Raw genomic sequence first — 20,985 nt, forward strand, 5'->3', positions numbered from 1 at the left:
AATTTATATTTAAAAATTAAATAGTTTAATATCTATTTTTTTTCTATTTTTAAACAATAGCAACGTAAAATCCCTAAGAACATGTACTAACTAAAAACCAACAACATGTTCATTAAAATTAATTTAACAACTAAAAAAAACTATCCGAGAAAATTCCCCATTAATTTAAAAGACTTAGAAGCAGCAGTTAAATCCTGCTATTTAGGATTAGGAACACCTTACCAACCTATTCCTATAGACAATTTTGTAAGCTTAGGAGATAATCAATTCCCTGCTATTCCTGCAAAAGCAAAGATTTCTATTAAACTGTGCCCTGAAAATGAAGACGATTTTCTATACAAATTAAGTGACCCCAAATTGGTATGCTGTAAAGTAAAAAACGTCGATAGAAAATTTAACGATAAAGATCGTATCGCAAAAGGGTATTGGAAAAAGATTTTTAATTGTGATTCTAAATACATTTTTAGTGCTCCAGAAGGAACATTATTTATTTCCCCAAATAAAGAAGGGAAATGTAGTATCTCTACAAGAAAAAAATTCCCCAACACAATTGTAGCTTATAGTATTATGTTTTCATTAATTATTGAACATAAAGACGGATATAAACGTAGATATTATTTTATATTGGATCCTGTAGTTGAAATTAGGTCAAATCCTCGGTAATAGTCATATGACAAATAACACTAAACTCTTTATCAAGGTAAGTTTGTTTATATACTTTTTTGGCTGTTCTTTAATTATTTATACTCAAAATATAAATAAAATTGATAGTCTATCAAACATTCTAAAACAAAAAGGATTAGCAAAAAAGGAAAAAATAGACATCTTACTATCGTTATCGAATTATCATTCTAATATTGATTCCGCTCTAAATTATGCTAATTTCTCCTTGAAAATAGCAAAAGAAATTGATGACCCATTATTAGAAGCTGAATCATTAGAAGAAATAAGTCTTAAAGAGTATAAACTAGGAAATAGTACTAAATCTTTAAATGCCTCATTTAAAGCATTACAAATATATGAGTCTTTAAACATGACTGAAAGACAAGCTGCTTCTTACGCACAATTGGCAAATAACTATATGAGTGATGAAAATTATGACTTGTCAATCAAATATTTAAAAAGGGCAAAGGATATTTACTCTGATTCTGATAATACAATAAACCATACTTTAACTATTCTAAATCTAGGAGAAGCCTATCGTTTAGCTCAACATTTGGATAGTGCAGCAACTGCTTTTCAACAAACTTTACAATTAAACAAAACTTTAAATAATGATATCGTACAAGGCTATTCCCAAGGAAACCTTGGAATGGTCTATAACACTCAAAACAAGTTAGAATTAGCAGAGGAAAACCTAAACGATGCAATTACTATTCTAGCTCTTATGGGAGATGATTATTCTACTTCTGTATATCTTGCTGAGTTAGGGGCGGTCTATAATAAAGAAGGAAAGCACAAACTTGCTGAAGCAAAATTCTTAGAAGCATATTCTATGGCTAAACAAGCTGGACTAAAAGAACAAATTAGAGATTTTAGCGCTTTTCTTACTAGTTTTTATGAAGAGCAAAAACAGTATCGCAAAGCTTTAGAGTATCAAAAACAGTTTCAGGTGTATCAAGACAGCTTGGTAAACAAAGAGAATGTCCAGAAAATAGAACAAGTTAAGGCCGGTTACGAAATAGACAAACGAGAATCTGAGATAGATTTATTAAATATCACTAATACCAACCAAAAATATTGGGTTACATCTTTAGCAATAGGTATTTCTTTATTGTTGCTTTTTGCTTACCTACTCTATCGCGGTAATAAAAAAATCAAGGTGGCTAATGCTAGTTTATTTAAGCGCGAGCAAGAAAAGGCATTACTGCTTAGAGAGCTTAATCATCGTATAAAGAATAATTTACAAATGATTTCTAGTTTACTAAACCTCCAAAGTCATGAGCTTACAGGTCACCCAGCTAAAGAAGCCATTGTAGCAGGTAAATATCGTGTAGAAACACTCTCTCTAGTGCATAGAAAACTCTATCAAGAAGATTTAGATACACGAATATTATTAAAAGACTATGTAGAAGAATTAGTTCTAGGGCTTTTTCATGGTTATGATGCTTCTTTTAAACCAAACTTTAAAATTGATGATATTAGTGTAAATCTAGATATAGCTGTTCCTCTGGCTTTAGTTATTAATGAAATTATAATCAATGCATTAAAATATGCATATAATAACATTGATAAACCAAAACTCAAAATAGTCATGACACAGGATAAAGAGTATCTAAATATTGAAATCATAGATAATGGGATTGGTTTTAATACTAATGAGGCAGAAAAAAACAACTCTTTTGGTATTAAGCTTATCTACTCATTAATTGAACAATTAGAAGGGACTATTAAAAAATTGGATAGCAAACATGGAGCACATTGGAAAATGACTATAAAAATTGCATAACGCACCTGCTGAACATGCTTATTAAAATTTGTCAATTCGAGTGAATTTTACGATTTAAAAAGAGTAAAATTAGTATCGAGAATCAAATTTTGTGGTATAAAACCTGTTCTCGATACAATTTTCTACTTATTTCGACTGCGCTCAATATCATAGAAAATCACTCGAACTGACATTTAGTTTAGCCAAATTAACCAAAACACACAATAAAAGTATAATTCAATATAAAACATGAATAGCCAAAACACAAAAGTAAAAATTCTTATCGTAGAAGATGAAACATTAATTGCTAAAGACATTAAAAATAGGCTTGAAGCAATCAACTATCATGTTGTTGGAATTGCAGCTTCTGCCGAACGTGCTTTACAATTAATTAAAGAACATACTGATGTCGATATCCTATTAATCGACATTATTTTAAAAGGAGAACTTGATGGTATTGAGCTTGCTCGTATCATTAATAATCATCATCATATTCCATTTATATTTTTAACATCACATGCCGACACACATCTAGTAGAACGTGCTAAAAGTGTTCGTCCTTATGCTTATATTTTAAAACCTTTTAATGACCGTCAAGTGAGTATAGCTATAGAATTAGCTTTAATGAATTACGCTAACAAAACTCATGAAAAATCACTTTTAAAAAAACAATCTTTTAGTAAAACTGATAATCAAGTATTGCAAATTAAAGACAGTTTGTTTCTTAAAAAGAATCATCATTTTGAACGCGTTCCTTTAAAAGACATTTTGTTTTTACAAGCAGATAGCAATTATTGTACAGTAAGCACAAAATCTGAGCGGTTTATTTACTCTATGGTACTTAAAAAAATAGAAAAGCACTTACCTATAACTCAATTTTTAAGAGTACATAGAAGCTATGTCGTGAACATTAATTTAGTTAATGGATTTGAAGGAAATATGCTTTTTATTGGAAACAAAAAAATACCTGTAAGCAAAACTTATAGAAATAAAGTTTTTAAATTATTTCATACCATTTAGTTAATCTCAACTTTTTGAGAATTATACATAAACGTCTCTTGAAAGCGTCTAATTTTAGCATCAAATGTTTTAGCAAAAACTACATACTGACATTTATTTATACTCTCTGAAATACGATTTATATCCTGAAAAAAATTACTTATAGTTGAAAATTCAGCATCTTCAATAATAAACATTTTCAGTTGACTCAAATTAATACTATTTAATAAAAAGAGCTTATTTAAACGCTTAGGGGTTGCAATAAGCACATCTATTCCATCATAAATTTCTTCTCTTTGCGTATCAATATTATGTTCTTCATAAGCACAATAGACACGCAAATCTGTTTGATTCGTATATATATTAAACTTATCTCTTAGCGCTAATGCTTCTTGCTTATCTTTTACTACAATTATAGCTCGCGGAGCATCCTCAAAAGCTTTTCCTTTTAACTTTTGAACGACACTTAGTATTAAAGTTGTTGTTTTTCCTGAACCTTCTGGACCAATACCAAATACATTAACACCACTTTTTATTTTTGGTAAACCTACTTTTTGAAAACCTAAAGGGGTTTCAAATTGTAAATGCTCTAAAGTATTTTTTAAAGGCTCAATTAATTTTTTAAATGCCAAATCACTGTTTTATATATGTATTACAAATGTAACAATATAAATAGAGCATATTAACCATAAGTTTTAATGAACTCTGCAGAATTAAATTACATTTGCACCATGCAAAATAAGCAAACTTTTGAATTTGAATTTGTAGCATTAATGGCTTCATTAATGTCTATTGTTGCATTGTCTATTGATGCGCTTTTACCAGCACTTCCAGAAATTGGAACTGCATTAAGTGTTCAAAACCCAAATGACAACCAATTATTGGTAACCATGATTTTCTTAGGCTTAGGTTTTGGTCAGCTTATTTTTGGTCCTTTGTCTGATAGTTTTGGAAGAAAACCCATTGTATATATTGGTTTTTCACTATTTATTATTGCCACTTTTATTTGTGTGTCAACTAAAAGTTTTGAAATGATGATTTTTGGTCGTGTGTTGCAAGGAGTTGGTCTCGCATCACCAAGAACATTAAGCATTGCCATGATTAGAGATTCGTATAGTGGCAATTATATGGCTAAAGTACTCTCCATTGTTGTGATGTTCTTCATTTTGGTTCCTGTTATTGCTCCTACTCTAGGACAGTTTTTATTAAATTACTACAACTGGGAATCTATTTTTTATGTAAATCTAGCATTTGGACTTATTATCATGCTATGGTTTTGGAAGCGGCAAGATGAAACGCTAAACAAAGACAAACGCATAAAATTTGCACCTTTGCTATTTGTAAATGGTACTATAGAGTTTATGAAGCATAAAAATGCTGTTGGTTTTACATTGGTATCTGGATTTATTACAGGCTCCTTTATGGTGTATTTGAGTACAGCACAACAAATCTTTGAGCAGCAATATAATCTAGGAGATATGTTTCCATATATCTTTGCAAGTTTGGCTATTTCTGTTGGTTTAGCGACTTTTTTAAATAGCCGTTATGTCGTGAAATTTGGTATGTGGCGCATAGCATATTTTGCTACTATTGCTTATTGTTTAATTTCAATTCTTTATGTTATTTTATTTTGGTCTGGAGTAAATCCGAGCTTTAAAATACTCATTAGTTTTTTTGCTTTACAATTTTTTGCAATAGGATTTTTATTTGGAAACTTACGCTCGTTGGCAATGCAACCTTTAGGTCATATTGCTGGCATTGGTGCAGCAATTAATGGTTTTGTATCTACTGTAATGGCTGTTCCTATAGCTAATTATATTGGTAGCTTTGTAAACGATTCGGTATTACCGCTTTTTATTGGATTTTCAGTATTCGGAATTCTTTCGCTTTTGGTGTTCCTGCGCTTAAAAGTATTACACAAATAAAAAAAGCGCCTTTTAAAAGACGCTTTTACAGTAATTAATATTCTAATATGCTTATTTCATTAATTTAATAGCTGCATCAATATTAGCGGTAAAATCCTTTAAAACTTCACTTAAAATAGTTATTTGCTCGGTTACCTCATCAAAATTCTTTTGTTCGATAGCTTCCCTAACGCCTGGCAAAGTCTTTACACCATATCCTGTGTAAAATCCTGGTGCATAAATATGATGTTTGTACCAAGAGCGACGCGGCAAACCATGGTCACGTATCAACTTGCTTTCCATGCTTTTTAGAACTTTATTAAGCTTATTGGTATTTGCTGAATTACTGATTCCTTTCTTGGATGCCATTGCAAACTCAGAAGCCTTATTCTTCAAGTTTTTTAAGGCGTTTTCAATTGGTGCAAAATTGAAATAAGGCACAGGCGTTTTTGGTCCAGGTGTTTTAAAATTATCCTTTGGGTTGGCAACTAAATCATAGACACCACTTTCAATAAGCTTATTATGACTATCTGCTTCCTTACGTAACTTGTCAGCCAACTTAGTAACCTCATCAACATATCCAGATACAATTTTTGTAAAATGTTTGAACTCAAATGGCAATACTTCAGCATTTGCCAAACGTAAACTTGTACGTCCAGCGACTTTAGCCAAAGTCACTCCATATTGAAAGGTTGGGTCTTTAAAACGCTTATACAATTTATACGAATCGTACATGGTGTGATATTCTCCACCTGAGCTTTCGCCACCAAATCCCATATTAAAAGAAGAAATTCCTAAGTGTTGAAAGAATGGTGAGTAATCTGATCCTGAACCTAAAGCAGATAACTTATAATGCGACCAACTTGGTTGTCCGTTAGCAATATTTCTAGCATTACGTCTATCGAACACAGACACACCTTTTTGAGGATCGTTTACCACATGCGTTATTTGGTCAAAGAATTTCTCTAAAGTGTGCGAGCCTCCAGCTCCTAAAAATCCAGCACCAGTTCCGTCGGTATTAATATACGCAACCACTTTTTCTCTTAATTCGTCTGCATGCGTCTCCACCCATTCGGTTGAGCCTATCAATCCAGGTTCTTCTGCTCCCCAAGCACAATACATTAGCGTTCGTTTTGGTGTGTGACCTTGCTTCGCTAAAATACTCACTGCTCTAGCCTCTTCCATCATGGTTACTAAACCGCTAATTGGGTCGTTAGCACCATGAACCCAAGCATCGTGGTGATTTCCTCTAATCACCCATTCGTCTGGTAATTCACTTCCTTTTAAGGTTGCAATCACATTATAAGCTGGTTGTAAATCCCAATTAAATTCTAGTTTCAAACGTACTTTTGCTGGCCCAGGACCTATATGATAGGTTATTGGTAAAGCACCTCTCCAATTGGCAGGAACCACAGGACCACCAATCGCTTTTAATAATGGTAAGGCATCATTATACGATATTGGTAACACAGGAATTTTTGTTAAAGAGGTTGCTTCGCTTATTTTTAAACGTTTAGCACCATCTGTTGAACCATATCCAGGTGTTAATGGGTCTCCAGGCGCATAAGGTAAATCCATTACGGCTCCACGTTGAACGCCATATTCATTTTTAAATGGACCTTTAGGATACACATCACCTTGATAATAACCATCATCTCTTGGGTCGGAATAAATAATACATCCAATAGCACCTTTTTCAGCTGCAAGTTTTGGTTTAATTCCTCGCCATGAGCCTGCATATTTGGCTATGACAATTTTTCCTTCTACCGAAATGCCTCTTTTTTCTAATTCTTCATAATCGGCAGGAATACCATAGTTTACAAATACTAATTCTGAAGTCACATCACCATCAATAGAAAATGCATTATAACCTGGAAGCGCTTCTTTTATTTGCTTAGACGATTCGTCGCCTTTTATAGCTGGCTCGATGAGTTTTGCTTTATACTTAGTTGGAGCAGTCATCTCCAACAATCTTAATTTTGGTGTTGGAAACAGCACATCAAATTTTTCTATACGAACCTCGTAACCCCATTCTTTAAATTTTGCAGCCACATAATCGACGACTTTTTTATCATAAGGAGATCCTACATGATGTGGTCGAGCCGTCATATACTTCATCCATTCATCAAGATTCGTTGCCTTAAGTAACTTATCGTAATCTTGTTCTAATTGTAATTGTGATTTTGAAGCTTCATCACTAAAGCCCATAATTGGCGATTGAGCCATCATTGCAGGCATTGACAAACAAAGAGCGATTGCCAATAAAGCAAGAGATTGTAAACGTTTCATAAAATAAAAATTGGTTGATTATTCTCAAATATAGCGAATAATAACGCTAGAGAATACCGAAACTTATTAACAGCTTATGTACATCGCGAGTGAAACCGAGCTTGTGAGGTTTTATATCAAGATATGTTTAATAAAGTTCTCGATACAATTCACTCATACTTCGTGAATCACTCGAACTGACTAACATATCCCTTTGTCACATCGAGTGAATTTGAGCAAAGCGAAAATTTGTATCGAGATGCAGTCATACATTGTTCTCGATACTTCGGCTAAGGCTTCAACTCGAACTGACACTCTTTTTGTATTTAATAGAAATGATATTAATGCAAATACAACCATAACTTAATGTCACATCGAGTAAAACCGAACTTGTGAGGTTTTGTATCGAGATGTTTATATTTAAAATATGAAAGTTTACTATGTATACATTTTAGAATGCGCAGATAGCACTTATTATACAGGAATCACATCGAACCTCACAAAGCGATTTGAGGAACATACAACAGGGAAACATAGAGATAGTTACACGTATAGTCGGCGTCCTTTAAATTTAGTCTTTTATACAGAATTCACTAATGTTGAAATCGCTATTACTACAGAAAAACAAATTAAGAAATGGTCAAAAGCCAAAAAGAAAGCACTCATAGATGGTGAGTATGATAAACTAATAAATTTAGCAAAGAAGAGGTTTAATAAATAGTTCTCGATACTATTTTATGTCGTTAACACTTCATAAAATCACTCGAACTGACAGGCACTTCCCATTGTCACATCGAGTGAAACCGAACTTGTGAGGTTTTGTATCGAGATGCTGTTATACATTGTTCTCGATACTTCGGCTAAAGTCTCAACTCGAACTGACTGTCTTTTTATATTTAATAGAAATGGTATTAATACAAATATAACTTAATGTCACATCGAGTGAATTTGAGCAAAGCGAAAATTTGTATCGAGATGCTTGTTAACTTTATTCTCGATACTAAATTGCTACGCAATTTCACTCGAACTGACAGGCATATTTCTTATTGCGTCAATTGGTTTTGGGAAACACAGTAAAAAAGTGAGAGCTATTTTTTTGCGCGTGAACGTCTTGCTGGCTTTGGTTTGTTTTTTACATACACCAGTTTTGAGCGTCCTTTATAATCTTCACGTCTTTCTATTTCGAACTTACCAATAGATTTAATAAGTGGTGTCAGTTTTTCAAAACCAAAGTTTCTGGAATCAAAATTAGGTTGCTTTTTTTGCAACAAACTCCCAACATCACCTAAAAATGCCCAACCATCGTCGTCTGCCAAATCAGAAATGGTGGACGATATGATGTGAATGTCTTTAGCTGTTATTTTATCATAATCATCTTTAGAATCCTCAGAAGCGTCACCAGATGATGACTCACCTTCAGATTTTTGATGTTTTAATATTTCTATATAGATAAACTTATCACAAGCAACAATAAAAGGATTAGGTGTTTTCTTTTCGCCTATACCATATACCTTCATTCCTGCTTCACGCAATCGCGTGGCCAGTCTCGTAAAATCACTGTCACTAGAGACTAAACAAAATCCGTTGACTTTCTCAGAATACAAAATATCCATCGCATCAATAATCATTGCAGAGTCTGTGGCGTTTTTTCCTGTGGTATAACCGTATTGTTGTATAGGTGTAATGGCATTTTCCAAGAGCATATTTTTCCATTTGGATAAATGTGGCTTAGTAAAATCGCCATAAATACGTTTAATAGTTGGATTACCGTATTTAGCAATTTCTTCCATCATTTCTTTCACATAAGCCGATGGAATGTTATCGCCATCAATAAGTACTGCTAATTTAATATCCATAGGTAGTCCCCTTCCTTATTATAATCTCAAGCACATGATAGCACATGTATCGAGGGTTTTATAAAATAATGATTAAAAGTAAAATAATTATAATGGCTCCTGAAGATATATAAACACCATTCCCACTAGCGCGTAGATCTTTTTTTATGGCACGTACTTCCTTACGTAAAGCTCTGCGTTCTGAACGCTCTAAACCACGCTTATCCATAGCCTTAATCTCGTCTATACGATCTAATAAAACCTTCACCCCAGCAGGAATTTCTTCAGTTACTGCTGTAATTGGTGCTGGATTATTCTCAGTGGTCATAGCTGTTGTAGGCATTACAACCATTGATAACATACATACAAATACTAATAATACTGTTTTTTTCATAATGAACTTATTTTACAGGTTTATGGTTTCAAGTAAATATCGTAATAAATAGCTAAACCAAGTAATTTTTATAGATATAATTCTATTCTACAATTATTCTTTTTTAGCTTTCTTAGCGCGTTTTGCTGCCTTTTTTTCTTTAGCAGTTAAAAGTGGTTCTTTTTTAACATTTCGCTTTGCATCTTGTGTTTTTGCCATCGTTTTAAATTTTATTTAAAGGTACGGAAACTGTTAGTAGTAATTCGTTGAAAATGAAAAATTTAAACTTTGCCTTAAATTTTAGACTGATAGGTATATAAATCATAATACCTACCTTCTAAGGCAATTAATTCATCATGCGTTCCGCGTTCGGCAATCTCTCCAGATTCAATCACTAAAATTTGGTCTGCACGTTTAATGGTACTTAACCTGTGAGCGATAACTATCGTGGTTCTATTCTTAGTCAGTTCCGATAAACTTTTTTGTATCAACCCTTCACTTTCGGTATCCAGATTAGAAGTTGCCTCATCTAAAATAATCACTTTTGGGTCTGCCAAAATAGCTCTAGCAATCGCTATACGTTGACGCTGACCACCAGATAACTTCACTCCTCTTTCGCCAATTAAAGTTTCTAAGCCATCATCAAAACGGTCTGTGAATTCGTTTACATAAGCAGCATTTACGGCATTTTGTAATTCGGCTTCAGTTGCATTAGGTCTTGGGAACATAATGTTTTCTCTAATAGTCCCTTCAAATAAAAACTCGTCTTGAAGTACCACACCCAAATGTTGTCTGTAACTTTGTAACTTCACCTTAGATAAATCTTGATTATCGATAGTAATGGTTCCTGAATCTGGATTTAAAAATGTTGCCGATAATCCAGCAATAGTCGATTTACCAGACCCTGAACTCCCAACCAATGCTGTGACTGAGCCTGATGGTGCTTTAAAATTAATGTTATGCAATACTTCTTTGCCTTCTTCATATGAAAACGATACGTCATTAAATACAATCTCACCATGTAAAGACTCCAACTCAATATTTCGTTCTGTATCATCTTCTTCCGAAGCCAAATTCATTAACTCTTCGGTTCTATCTAATCCAGCAAGTGCTTCTGTTAATTGGCTACCAATATTGCTCATCTGTACGATTGGTGCAATCATAAACCCTAACAGTAATGTAAAAAATAGAAAATCACCAGTTGTCATGGTGCCTTCAATCATGTAATAACCACCCATTCCCATAATGCCTGTAGTAGCAACACCAATTAAAAAGGTAGAAGAACTCGTCATTAATGCCGTTGCTGTTAAGCTCTTTTTTACATTTTGATACAATCTATCCACACCTTTTTCGAACACTATATTTTCTTGTTCTTCAGCATTAAAAGCTTTTATGACACGTACGCCAGCTAATGTTTCTGTTAAACGTCCTTTAACTTCTGAATTAATTTGTCCTCTTTTTCTAAAAATAGGACGAATGTATTTAAACGCCTTTAAGGCGATGATACCGAATATGGATATCGGCACAAATACAAATAAGGTCATCCATGGGTTTAAATTAATTAATAGTATTAACGAAAAAATAGCTGTAATACTTCCTCCAACCAATTGCACCAATCCTGTGCCTATTAAATTACGAACGCCTTCTACATCGCTCATAATACGAGATACTAAAGCGCCCGATTTTGTGTTATCGAAAAAACTAATAGGCAGCGACAATACTTTTTTTTGAACCTGTGCTCGTAATTCTGAAATTAAAAACTGTGCTTGCACACTTAAAATACGTGTTAGCAAAAATGAGGTGACTGCTTGCAATAATATGGCTGTTAATACAATAGCAATTAAGGTATATAACTGGCTCGTATCTTTACTTGGCACTACCTCGTCTAACAACACCTTACTCTGCCAAGGTAACACCAATCCTGAAACACTCTTTATAACAATAAGTACCAACCCAATGAACACCAAATTACGTCGAGGCCAAATAATGGTCTTAAACGCTTGTTTCATGGTGACTTTTGGTTTCTTCTTGGCAATGCTTTTTGGAGACTCTTTATAATGCTGCATAATGATTGTAGAATTGATGCTACTATATAGTCAATGAATGTGCCATAACTTAGAAGTATGACATATTAGCAATTGTATAAAATATACGTAGTTTTACGTATTGATTTTCTTACTAAAAAGAACTACCTTCGTTTAACTATTGATATAGTTCATTAAAACGCAACCATATCTCAACATTATAGGGCATTTCAAAAACTGATATGAATGAAAAAAATACTAATATTTTTACTTTTTATTATTGCCTGGAGTAGTTGTAAAAACAAGGGAAAATCAAATCACGATAAAGAACAAGGCAAAAGAATAGAAAGTAGTTTTGATAAAAATATAAATGTAGGAGAGTTAAATAAAAAAGGAATTGAGTTCTCTTCAGAATCTTTTGATAAAGCAATTAAAATCTCTAGAGAACTTAATAAACCTATATTCATAGATTTTTATACACATTGGTGTGGACCATGTAAACGAATGGATAACTTTGTTTTTACAGATTCAATAATTGGAGACTTTTATAACAAGAACTTTATATGTCTCAAAATTGATGCTGAAAAAGGAGAGGGTATTGCACTGGCAAATAAATTTGGAGTTCAAGGCTATCCAACATTATTATTTTTAACACCTAATTTAGAAATCAAGCTAAAACACTTTGGATATAGAGGGACAAAGAATTTTTTAGAATTAGGTTATACAGTTATAGATGGAAAATCATCAAATGATTCGGTTTTGAATTCTCTATCTAACTATGACTCAAAGGTTGAAAGTCTTTTTGAATTTAGCTCATCTCTTAATTATTACAGTAGGCAATCTGAAAAGGATTCTGCTCTATTTGATTATTTTAAAGATATACCTAAAAACAAATGGTATACACCACAATACTTTCACTTTATTGAGAACCAATCCTATTCAATTTTCTCGCCTTTAAGCGAATTTGTTATCGCAAACAGGAATAAATATTCAAAATTATATGGCAAAACGAGAATTGATAAGTTTATAAGTAGACTTATGTCATTTGCAATTAAGACCCCAAAAGATTTATATGGCAAATCTTACAACAACTTTTCTAATGATGAAATATACAGTTTGCTATATAGTGAATTAGAAAAAATTGACTTTGTTTTTACAAACAAAAATAAACTTAATCATGAAATAATTTTATTATGTAAGAGTGTCAGAGATAATAATAAAGACTGGAATTCTTTATTTACTAAAGTCGATTATTATAATAAACATTATTCACAGTTTGATAAAGAATGGTACAACTTCCCAAATAATTGGTATACTAGAGCGCTAATGATATCACCAATTAATTTAGAGATAAAGAATTATAATGAAACATGTCTGAAACTTGCAAAATCAAAGCTGACTGATAGAGATTTTAATGAGTTTGCAAAAGGCTTATCTATTGGAACAGTAGAGAGATTTGTATCAAATGAGAAACAAAGCGAAAACACTAAGAACGAATTAACTATTGCTTTAAGTACTCTAACAAAACTAAATCCTGTTTCCAAAGTCTGGGCAAATGAGTTTTTATCTAAAATTAATATGTCGGACGAAGATATTATAAACTATAAAGAAAAGATAATAAAAAACGCCCTATAACAATAGCTATAAGTAATTGCTTGTTCTCGCCTACTTCTGAAAATCCTCGCACACAAACACGCAACAAAATCATATACTAGACAGTTAAACAAACTCACAAAAAAACCTTAATCAAAACTAATTCTATCACGTATCGTTCCATCAGCACGATGTATAATGACATCGGCGTTGTGTTTTTTGGCGAGTGTTTTAGCTTTACGTATGGCAGTGCTTTGTTTTCGGTGTTTTGAGGTAATGCGTTTATTGCCTTCGCGTCGTACAGCCCAATCGTCTTCATAAGGCACGACGTGTTGGTGCCACGTTCTAGGCTTCTTGTTCGCGCTTTTAAAAAACGCCTCAAGGAGTTCTATGAGAATGTTTATCCAAGATTTTGAGTTGTTGGTTTTTGGCATAGGCTTGTTCTTGTTTATTTAAAATAATGTTTTTGGCATTATTTGCTTCTCGATACTATTTTATGTCGTTAGCACTCTATAAAATCACTCGAAGTGACTTACTAACTAACTGTCACATCGAGTGGAACCGAACTTGAGAGGTTTTGTATCGAGATGCATGTAAACAAGGTTCTCGATACTTCGGCTAAAGCCTCAACTCGAACTGACAACTAGGTTAGTTACCAATTAGTATTTTTATAATCTTTAGCACCTTCAATAATACTTTCTACTACTTCAGGATTTAACAAGGTACTTGTATCGCCTAAATTACTGGTATCGTTATGTGCTATTTTACGTAAAATACGACGCATAATCTTCCCTGAACGTGTTTTTGGCAAGCCTTCGGTAAACTGGATTTTATCCAGCTTTGCAATTGGACCTACATGCTCAGTAATAACTTGGTTTATCTCTTTACGTAGATTATCATGGTTTCTAGATTCGCCAGTATCTTTTAAAATTACATAACCATAAAGTGCATTACCTTTAACATCATGTGGAAAACCAACAATAGCACTTTCTACTACTGCAGGATGTTCATTAACAGCATCTTCAATTGGCGCAGTCCCTAAATTATGACCAGACACAATAATAACATCGTCCACACGACCTGTAATACGATAATAACCTACTTCGTCACGCAAGGCACCGTCACCAGTAAAATACATCTCGTCAAACGCGGAAAAATAGGTCTCTTTATATCGCTGATGATTTCCCCAAATAGTACGTGCCATACTAGGCCAAGGAAATTTAATACATAAACGACCACTTACTTGATTACCTTTAAGCTCTTTACCTTCTTCATCTCTTAAACATGGTTGAATTCCAGGAAATGGCAGTGTTGCATAGGTTGGCTTAGTTGGTGTAACATACGGAATAGGACTTATCATAATCCCTCCTGTTTCCGTTTGCCACCAAGAATCAATAATTGGAGCATTTCTTTTACCAATATTATCATTATACCAATGCCAAGCCTCTTCGTTTATTGGCTCACCTACCGAACCTAATACTTTTAATGAAGAAAGATCGTGCTTTTCAACAAGTTCGACACCTTGTTTTGCCAACGCGCGAATAGCTGTAGGCGCAGTGTAAAACTGATTCACTTTATGCTTTTCTACTATTTGCCAAAAACGTCCGAAATCTGGGTAACTAGGTACCCCTTCAAACATAACAGTAGTCGCACCATTGGCTAATGGACCATAAACAATATAACTGTGACCTGTAATCCAGCCAATATCTGCTGTACACCAATACACATCTTTTTCTCTATATTGAAATGCGTTTTTAAATGAAAATGCGGTATATACCATATAACCAGCAGTGGTATGCACCATACCTTTTGGCATTCCTGTAGAACCAGAGGTATACAAAATAAATAAAGGATCTTCGGCATTCATTACTTCTGCTTTGCCTTTTGGTGAAGCTTTGTCTAACAAAGGCTGCAACCATTTGTCACGTCCTTCTTTCATGGTAATATCTGAATTGATACGCTTTGCCACCAAAACAGTTTCTACACACGAGCAGTTTTCTAAGGCATCATCAACAATGCCTTTTAAGTCAATAGTTTTTGCACCACGATAAGAACCATCACTAGTGATTACCATTTTACATTCGGCATCATTTATTCTAGTAGATAAGGCTTTAGCAGAAAACCCTGCAAACACTACAGAGTGAATAGCTCCTATTCGTGCACATGCCAACATAGAAACTGCCAATTCAGGTATCATAGGTACGTAAATACACACACGATCGCCTTTTTTAATGCCTTGTGCTTTTAATACATTAGCAAATTTATTAACACGTTCATACAACTGCTTATAAGTAATGTGTTCTGCTGGTTCATCAGGATTATTTGGCTCAAATAAAATCGCTGTTTTATCACCACGTGTGGCTAGATGTCTATCTATACAATTCTCTGTGATATTTAATTGTGCGCCTTCAAACCATTTTACTTCTGGTTTGGTGAAATCCCATGATAAGACCTTATCCCATTTTTTCCGCCAGATGAAATGCTCTTCGGCGATTTCTTCCCAAAAGTTTTCGGGTTCACGAACCGATTTACGATATACTTGAAAATATTCTTCGAGATGTTTTATATGGTAATTACTCATTTTGAGATTATTGGCTAATTGAAATAACTATTGAGTTAACTAATTTACTAAATTCTTAGTTTTTAAAGGCATTCAAGTCAAAACTTGTCATGTATATTCTACTAAAACCATTTTCATACCCATTAAATGTATTCAATAGATTTTTTGCAGACTTAATGCTTTTGTTTGCATCAATATTACTACGCCTGCTCGTGAAGTATAGCTGTGTACCTGAATTGGTTACAAAAGGACAAAAGTCCATAAACTTAGAATTGATTTGGTCTCCCATGTTTTTTGCTTGCGTCCAAGTGTTATCGTCGTTTTTAAAACTGACATATAAATCGCCACTTCCTAAACCATCTTTTCTTGCATAGCCACCAAATATCAAGTAATCTTCATTGGGAGAAATAAAAGAATTATATTCATAACTTTTGGTATTGACACCACCTTTTAGTGGTACAGGTTTTGAATACTTTCCGTTTTTAAACTCGCTCACGAAAATATCGTCCTCTCCCATAGCATCATGACCAACAGAAGTGAAATATAGATTGCCATTTTTTGCAACGCTAGGATAAAACTCATCAGCTTCTGTATTAATTGGTGCGCCTATATTTTTTGGTTCAGACCAATCACTAGATGTTGTAGCTCTTTCTACATACCAAATATCGACATCCTTTAATTCGCCTTCGCTAGTTAAAGGTCGATTAGACACAAAAAAGAGCTTTAAATTATCTGGACTTAAAAAGGGTTCTAAATCTCTATACTTACCAGAAAAAGAAGCGATGTCCACTTTGTTCCATATTCCATTCTCTTTAGTAATTCTTACAATAACCGATTTCTCTTCAAGATTACTTTGAGCAGATACATAAGCCTCAGTTTCATTATTACTCATCGTGAAGTCCCTAACCTTATCGTAATCTTTTAGAATTTCTAAAGCAGGTTCAGCTTGAAAAGCGTTTATATGAATAAAACAACATAAAAACAGTATACTTAAAATGAGTCTCATAATTAATTTATTAATGATTAGAAGCTTCTCCTGCTCCACTTGGAATACGAATATTCTCCACTATCTCTTGAACCTCTGTTGGAGGTGCTTTAGTGAATTTCATAACAGTGATGGAAACTATAAAATTAATGATCATTGCTATTGCACCAAAGCCTTCAGGGGAAATACCAAACCACCATTCACTCTTATTTGGAACTGCATCGTCTAGCCATCCAAATTTATATTTAACGATATAGTATAACATTACAGCAATACCAACTACCATTCCAGCCACAGCGCCTTCTTTATTCATGCGCTTGTAGAAAATTCCCAACACGATTGCAGGAAAAAATGAAGCTGCTGCCAAACCAAATGCCAAGGCGACGACTGCTGCCACAAAATCTGGTGGATTAATCCCGAAATAGCCTGCAACACACACTGCGCCAACCGCTGAAATACGAGCAGCAATGAGTTCTCCTTTTTCTGAAATGTTTGGATTATATACTTTTTTGATTAAATCGTGTGATACTGAAGAGGAAATCACTAATAACAATCCAGCTGCTGTTGATAATGCTGCTGCTAAACCACCAGCAGCCACCAATGCAATGACCCAATTTGGTAGATTAGCAATTTCAGGATTCGCCAACACCATAATGTCTCTATCGACTACCAATTCATTTTTAGATGCATCAGCAACATATTGAATCAGTCCATCGTTATTCTTATCAGTAAAGGTAATTAGTCCAGTAGTTTCCCATTTTTTAAACCATTGTGGCACTTCACTATAAGGTTGGTTAGAAACCGTTTCAATCATATTGGTTCTAGCGAATACTGCTACAGCTGGAGCTGTTGTATATAAAATTGCAATGAGCAACAAAGCAATGCCTGCAGATTTACGAGCATCTCTAACGCGCTTTACGGTAAAAAAACGAACAATTACATGTGGTAATCCTGCGGTTCCAGCCATTAAAGCTAAGGTAATTGCAAATACATCGATTAACGATTTTGAGCCTTCGGTGTATTCTGAAAAGCCAAGTTCTGTACTTAAACCGTCTAATTTATCTAATAAATAGGTTCCTGAACCATCAGCTAATTCACTTCCAAAACCCAATTGTGGCACAGGGTTTCCTGTCATTTGAATAGAAATAAAAATAGCAGGTACCATAAATGCAAAAATGAGCACACAATATTGGGCTACTTGTGTGTATGTAATACCTTTCATGCCTCCTAAAACCGCATAAAAAAGAACGATTAACATTCCTATGATAACGCCTGTATCGATATCAACCTCCAAAAATCTCGAGAACACAATACCTACACCTCGCATTTGTCCAGCTACATATGTAAAAGATACTAGTAAAGCACAAATAACTGCGACTATTCTTGCAATATCAGAATAATATCTGTCTCCAATAAAATCAGGTACTGTAAACTTTCCAAACTTACGTAAATAAGGTGCTAATAATAATGCTAATAGTACATAGCCTCCTGTCCAACCCATTAAATATACAGCGCCATCATAACCAGCAAAAGAGATAATTCCTGCCATTCCAATAAAGGATGCAGCACTCATCCAATCGGCTGCTGTTGCCATACCATTTGCCCAAGGAGACACACCTCCTCCAGCAACATAAAATTCTTTAGTTGAGCTAGCTCTTGACCAAATAGCAATACTTATATAAATAGCAAACGTGACACCAACTAAAATGTAGGTCCAATTTTGAACTCCTATGGCTTCGATTAGCAACATTTTATTCATCATAGCCATATTTCTTATCAAGCTTGTTCATTAATCGCACATACACAAAAATGAGAATTACAAACACATAAATAGAGCCTTGTTGTGCAAACCAAAAACCTAACTTAAAGCCTCCAATTTTAATATTGTTAAGCACATCCTTAAAAAGGATTCCTGCACCATAAGACACCAAAAACCAGATAAGCAATAAGATTATGACATATCTTATATTTTCTTTCCAATAGGCTTTTGCATTTTGTTTTGTCATGCTTTGTTTTCTTTTAAACGTTGTTTATAAGCAGACAATTCTTTTACCACTTTTGGAGCGAGAATAATTGTAGATAACATCGTTGGAATTGCCATTAAAGCAAACACACCATCAATAAGGTTAATCATAGCGCTTAACGATGTTGTAGCTCCTAAAATAATACTAACAATATATATGTAATTATAATAGTGTTTTTTATCAGCTCCTATTAAAAAAGACATACATTTCGTGCCATAATAGGAATAAGAAAACAATGATGATATACTAAACACAGCTATACATATTAAAAGTAAGTACTTACCATATCCAGGCATTGCAGCTCCAAAGGCAGAAGCTGTTAAACTTACACCATTATCCGATGTTGTTTCCCAAACACCTGTCACTAAAATAGCTAACGCAGTAAGCGTACAAACTACTAAAGTATCTATTGCTGGTCCCAGCATTGCTACTAAGCCTTCTCTTATTGGTTCATCTGTTTTAGCTGCTCCATGTGCTAAAGGTGCTGTACCTAGACCTGCTTCATTTGAAAAAGCACCACGTTTAATTCCGTGTAAAATTAAGGCTCCTATAACACCTCCTAAAAACGTTTCATCTTTCGGAAAATAATCTGCTGCAAAAGCATCGGTAAAAATCATACTTAGATACTTTGGTACTACATCAATATTTATAGCCAAAATAATCAAGACAGATACAAAGTATAATAATACCATTGAAGGCACCATTTTAGAAGCTGTTTTACTAATTCGTCCTAAACCACCAAGAATCACTATTGAGGTAATTCCAACCAATACTAATCCAATAATAAAATTTGATGTAAAGCCAACTTCAACACCATTTGGCACTAATAAAATATCATTAATTGCTTGTGTTAATTGGTTCACATTAAACACAGGCAATGCACCAATCATACAGCAAAAGCTAAACATAACCGCTAAGGGCTTCCAAGATTTCCCAAGACCTTCTATGATAAAATACATTGGACCACCTTGCAACTCTCCTGCACTATCTCTTCCTCTAAACATTATAGCAAGTGTTGATGTAAAAAATTTGGTTGACATACCAACTACTGCGCTAATCCACATCCAAAATACTGCTCCAGGACCACCAATTGATATTGCTACTGCTACTCCTGCTACATTTCCCATACCAATGGTTGAAGACAATGCTGTTGTTAACGCTTGAAAGTGACTGATTTGTCCAGGATCATTTGGGTCGTCGTACTTACCACGTAACACTTGAATTGCATGACCAAGTAATTGAAAAGATGCAAACTTTGAACGTATCAATAAATATAATCCACCTCCAATAAGTATGATGAGTAAAGGTAATCCCCACATTGCACTTGAAAATGCTGAGGTTAAGTCGTTAAGTAATTCCATAAAATTTAGTTAGTTTAAGTTATAAATGTAAGAAAGATGAATGAAACTAATATGGTTAATGTCGATTTCTTGTTTTTTAAGCCATTAAGTGACTATTTATATTCAATAATTAAAAAAACCGAAGTGGTTTCTCCTGTATTTAATACTTGGTGTACAGATACTTCTTCCTTACTCCATGAATACCCTGTTGGAAAACTTACTTCGCGAGCACTTGTAGCTTCTTCAAGTTTAAAAGTACCACCAACAAGTGCATACCCAAAATGTGGATTATGATAATGCTTTTCGTGACCAACTCCAGGAGGAAAAGAGCATTTTAAAACTCTTAGTTTATCATTATCCTCAAGTATTTCACAAACTTTCTCGCCTTTCCAACCAGCTTGATAAGGGTCTGGTAAATCGTTTTTTTTACTTGCCTTTGGCTTACAAGAAATACACAAAAAGATTAACCAACAAATTATTATATTAAATGATTTCACGGTCATTATTTATTGATAATAAAGTAACAAATATTTAGTTTTTTGAAAGTATTAAATAAAAAATTATAATTGTATAAGAACTGCTAAAGCTATTTTTTTTACGTTAACTTAATATTTACAGAAAAAAACTATATAAATAGCACTTATGAAGCTTT

The 20,985-nt window shown here is 33.7% G+C and carries 18 protein-coding genes; 6 read left to right on the top strand and 12 right to left on the bottom strand.

Annotation, left to right across the window (positions count from 1 at the left end):
- Positions 1–105: 105 nt before the first annotated feature.
- The 3 genes from E5167_RS12315 to E5167_RS12325 all read left to right on the top strand — a co-directional run bounded on the left by E5167_RS12315 (position 106) and on the right by E5167_RS12325 (position 3,448).
- The gene (locus E5167_RS12315; protein ID WP_136844448.1) at positions 106–663 is read left to right on the top strand and encodes a hypothetical protein; all 558 of its coding nucleotides are present in this window, start codon (positions 106–108) and stop codon (positions 661–663) included.
- 7 nt (positions 664–670) lie between these two features.
- A complete protein-coding gene (locus E5167_RS12320; RefSeq protein ID WP_136844449.1) occupies positions 671–2,449 on the top strand; it encodes a histidine kinase dimerization/phosphoacceptor domain -containing protein in 1,779 nt (592 codons plus the stop codon).
- A 228-nt stretch (positions 2,450–2,677) separates the two neighbouring features.
- Positions 2,678–3,448 (top strand): response regulator, encoded by a 771-nt coding sequence (locus tag E5167_RS12325; RefSeq protein WP_136844450.1) that lies wholly within the window; start codon positions 2,678–2,680, stop codon positions 3,446–3,448.
- Here the strand turns inward: E5167_RS12325 and E5167_RS12330 are convergent.
- Entirely contained in the window at positions 3,445–4,059 is a 615-nt protein-coding gene (locus tag E5167_RS12330; RefSeq protein ID WP_136844451.1) for a DEAD/DEAH box helicase, read from the bottom strand. The two genes, E5167_RS12325 and E5167_RS12330, sit on opposite strands and share 4 nt — an antisense overlap.
- A gap of 99 nt (positions 4,060–4,158) precedes the next feature.
- Here E5167_RS12330 and E5167_RS12335 point away from each other — a divergent pair, with 99 nt between their 5' ends.
- Complete coding sequence (locus E5167_RS12335; protein WP_136844452.1) at positions 4,159–5,352, top strand: multidrug effflux MFS transporter; 1,194 nt, start codon at positions 4,159–4,161, stop codon at positions 5,350–5,352.
- Between the two features lie 51 nt (positions 5,353–5,403).
- Here the strand turns inward: E5167_RS12335 and E5167_RS12340 are convergent, their stop codons facing one another.
- Positions 5,404–7,620, bottom strand: a complete 2,217-nt coding sequence (locus E5167_RS12340; RefSeq protein WP_136844453.1) for a transferrin receptor-like dimerization domain-containing protein — start codon at positions 7,618–7,620, stop codon at positions 5,404–5,406.
- A 406-nt stretch (positions 7,621–8,026) separates the two neighbouring features.
- On the opposite strand from E5167_RS12340, the gene E5167_RS12345 reads away from it, so the two are divergent.
- Entirely contained in the window at positions 8,027–8,320 is a 294-nt protein-coding gene (locus tag E5167_RS12345) for a GIY-YIG nuclease family protein (protein ID WP_136844454.1), read from the top strand.
- A gap of 367 nt (positions 8,321–8,687) precedes the next feature.
- On the opposite strand, the gene E5167_RS12350 is transcribed toward E5167_RS12345, so the two are convergent.
- The 3 genes from E5167_RS12350 to E5167_RS12360 all read right to left on the bottom strand — a co-directional run bounded on the left by E5167_RS12350 (position 8,688) and on the right by E5167_RS12360 (position 11,873).
- Positions 8,688–9,455, bottom strand: a complete 768-nt coding sequence (locus E5167_RS12350; RefSeq protein WP_136844455.1) for an NYN domain-containing protein — start codon at positions 9,453–9,455, stop codon at positions 8,688–8,690.
- Positions 9,456–9,513: 58 nt separating this feature from the next.
- Positions 9,514–9,828: a hypothetical protein gene (locus tag E5167_RS12355; protein WP_136844456.1), complete on the bottom strand. Its 315-nt coding sequence runs from the start codon at positions 9,826–9,828 to the stop codon at positions 9,514–9,516.
- Between the two features lie 272 nt (positions 9,829–10,100).
- Complete coding sequence (locus tag E5167_RS12360) at positions 10,101–11,873, bottom strand: ABC transporter ATP-binding protein (protein ID WP_136844457.1); 1,773 nt, start codon at positions 11,871–11,873, stop codon at positions 10,101–10,103.
- Between the two features lie 204 nt (positions 11,874–12,077).
- Here E5167_RS12360 and E5167_RS12365 point away from each other — a divergent pair, with 204 nt between their 5' ends.
- Positions 12,078–13,466, top strand: coding sequence for a thioredoxin family protein (locus tag E5167_RS12365; protein WP_136844458.1), 1,389 nt, complete (start codon positions 12,078–12,080; stop codon positions 13,464–13,466).
- Positions 13,467–13,573: 107 nt separating this feature from the next.
- On the opposite strand, the gene E5167_RS12370 is transcribed toward E5167_RS12365, so the two are convergent.
- From E5167_RS12370 to E5167_RS12400, 7 genes are all read right to left on the bottom strand, one after another.
- Positions 13,574–13,858 carry a DUF2188 domain-containing protein gene (locus tag E5167_RS12370; protein ID WP_136844459.1) on the bottom strand — a complete coding sequence of 95 codons (285 nt, stop codon included), beginning with the start codon at positions 13,856–13,858 and terminating at the stop codon, positions 13,574–13,576.
- 218 nt (positions 13,859–14,076) lie between these two features.
- Positions 14,077–16,005 (bottom strand): acetate--CoA ligase, encoded by a 1,929-nt coding sequence (gene acs / locus E5167_RS12375; RefSeq protein ID WP_136844460.1) that lies wholly within the window; start codon positions 16,003–16,005, stop codon positions 14,077–14,079.
- Between the two features lie 55 nt (positions 16,006–16,060).
- Positions 16,061–16,990 (bottom strand): TolB family protein, encoded by a 930-nt coding sequence (locus E5167_RS12380; protein ID WP_136844461.1) that lies wholly within the window; start codon positions 16,988–16,990, stop codon positions 16,061–16,063.
- Between the two features lie 10 nt (positions 16,991–17,000).
- Positions 17,001–18,728, bottom strand: a complete 1,728-nt coding sequence (locus E5167_RS12385) for a sodium:solute symporter family protein (RefSeq protein WP_394347694.1) — start codon at positions 18,726–18,728, stop codon at positions 17,001–17,003.
- On the bottom strand, positions 18,721–18,975 hold the full coding sequence (locus tag E5167_RS12390; RefSeq protein ID WP_136844462.1) for a DUF4212 domain-containing protein: 255 nt from the start codon (positions 18,973–18,975) through the stop codon (positions 18,721–18,723). The genes E5167_RS12385 and E5167_RS12390 overlap by 8 nt, the downstream gene beginning before the upstream one ends.
- Complete coding sequence (locus E5167_RS12395) at positions 18,972–20,354, bottom strand: alanine/glycine:cation symporter family protein (protein ID WP_136844463.1); 1,383 nt, start codon at positions 20,352–20,354, stop codon at positions 18,972–18,974. Before E5167_RS12395 ends, E5167_RS12390 begins: the two co-directional genes overlap by 4 nt.
- Positions 20,355–20,446: 92 nt before the next feature.
- The gene (locus E5167_RS12400; RefSeq protein ID WP_136844464.1) at positions 20,447–20,830 is read right to left on the bottom strand and encodes a cupin domain-containing protein; all 384 of its coding nucleotides are present in this window, start codon (positions 20,828–20,830) and stop codon (positions 20,447–20,449) included.
- Between the last annotated feature and the right edge of the window lie 155 nt (positions 20,831–20,985).

It is taken from the genome of Pontimicrobium aquaticum (assembly GCF_005047595.1).
Taxonomy (GTDB): domain Bacteria; phylum Bacteroidota; class Bacteroidia; order Flavobacteriales; family Flavobacteriaceae; genus Pontimicrobium; species Pontimicrobium aquaticum.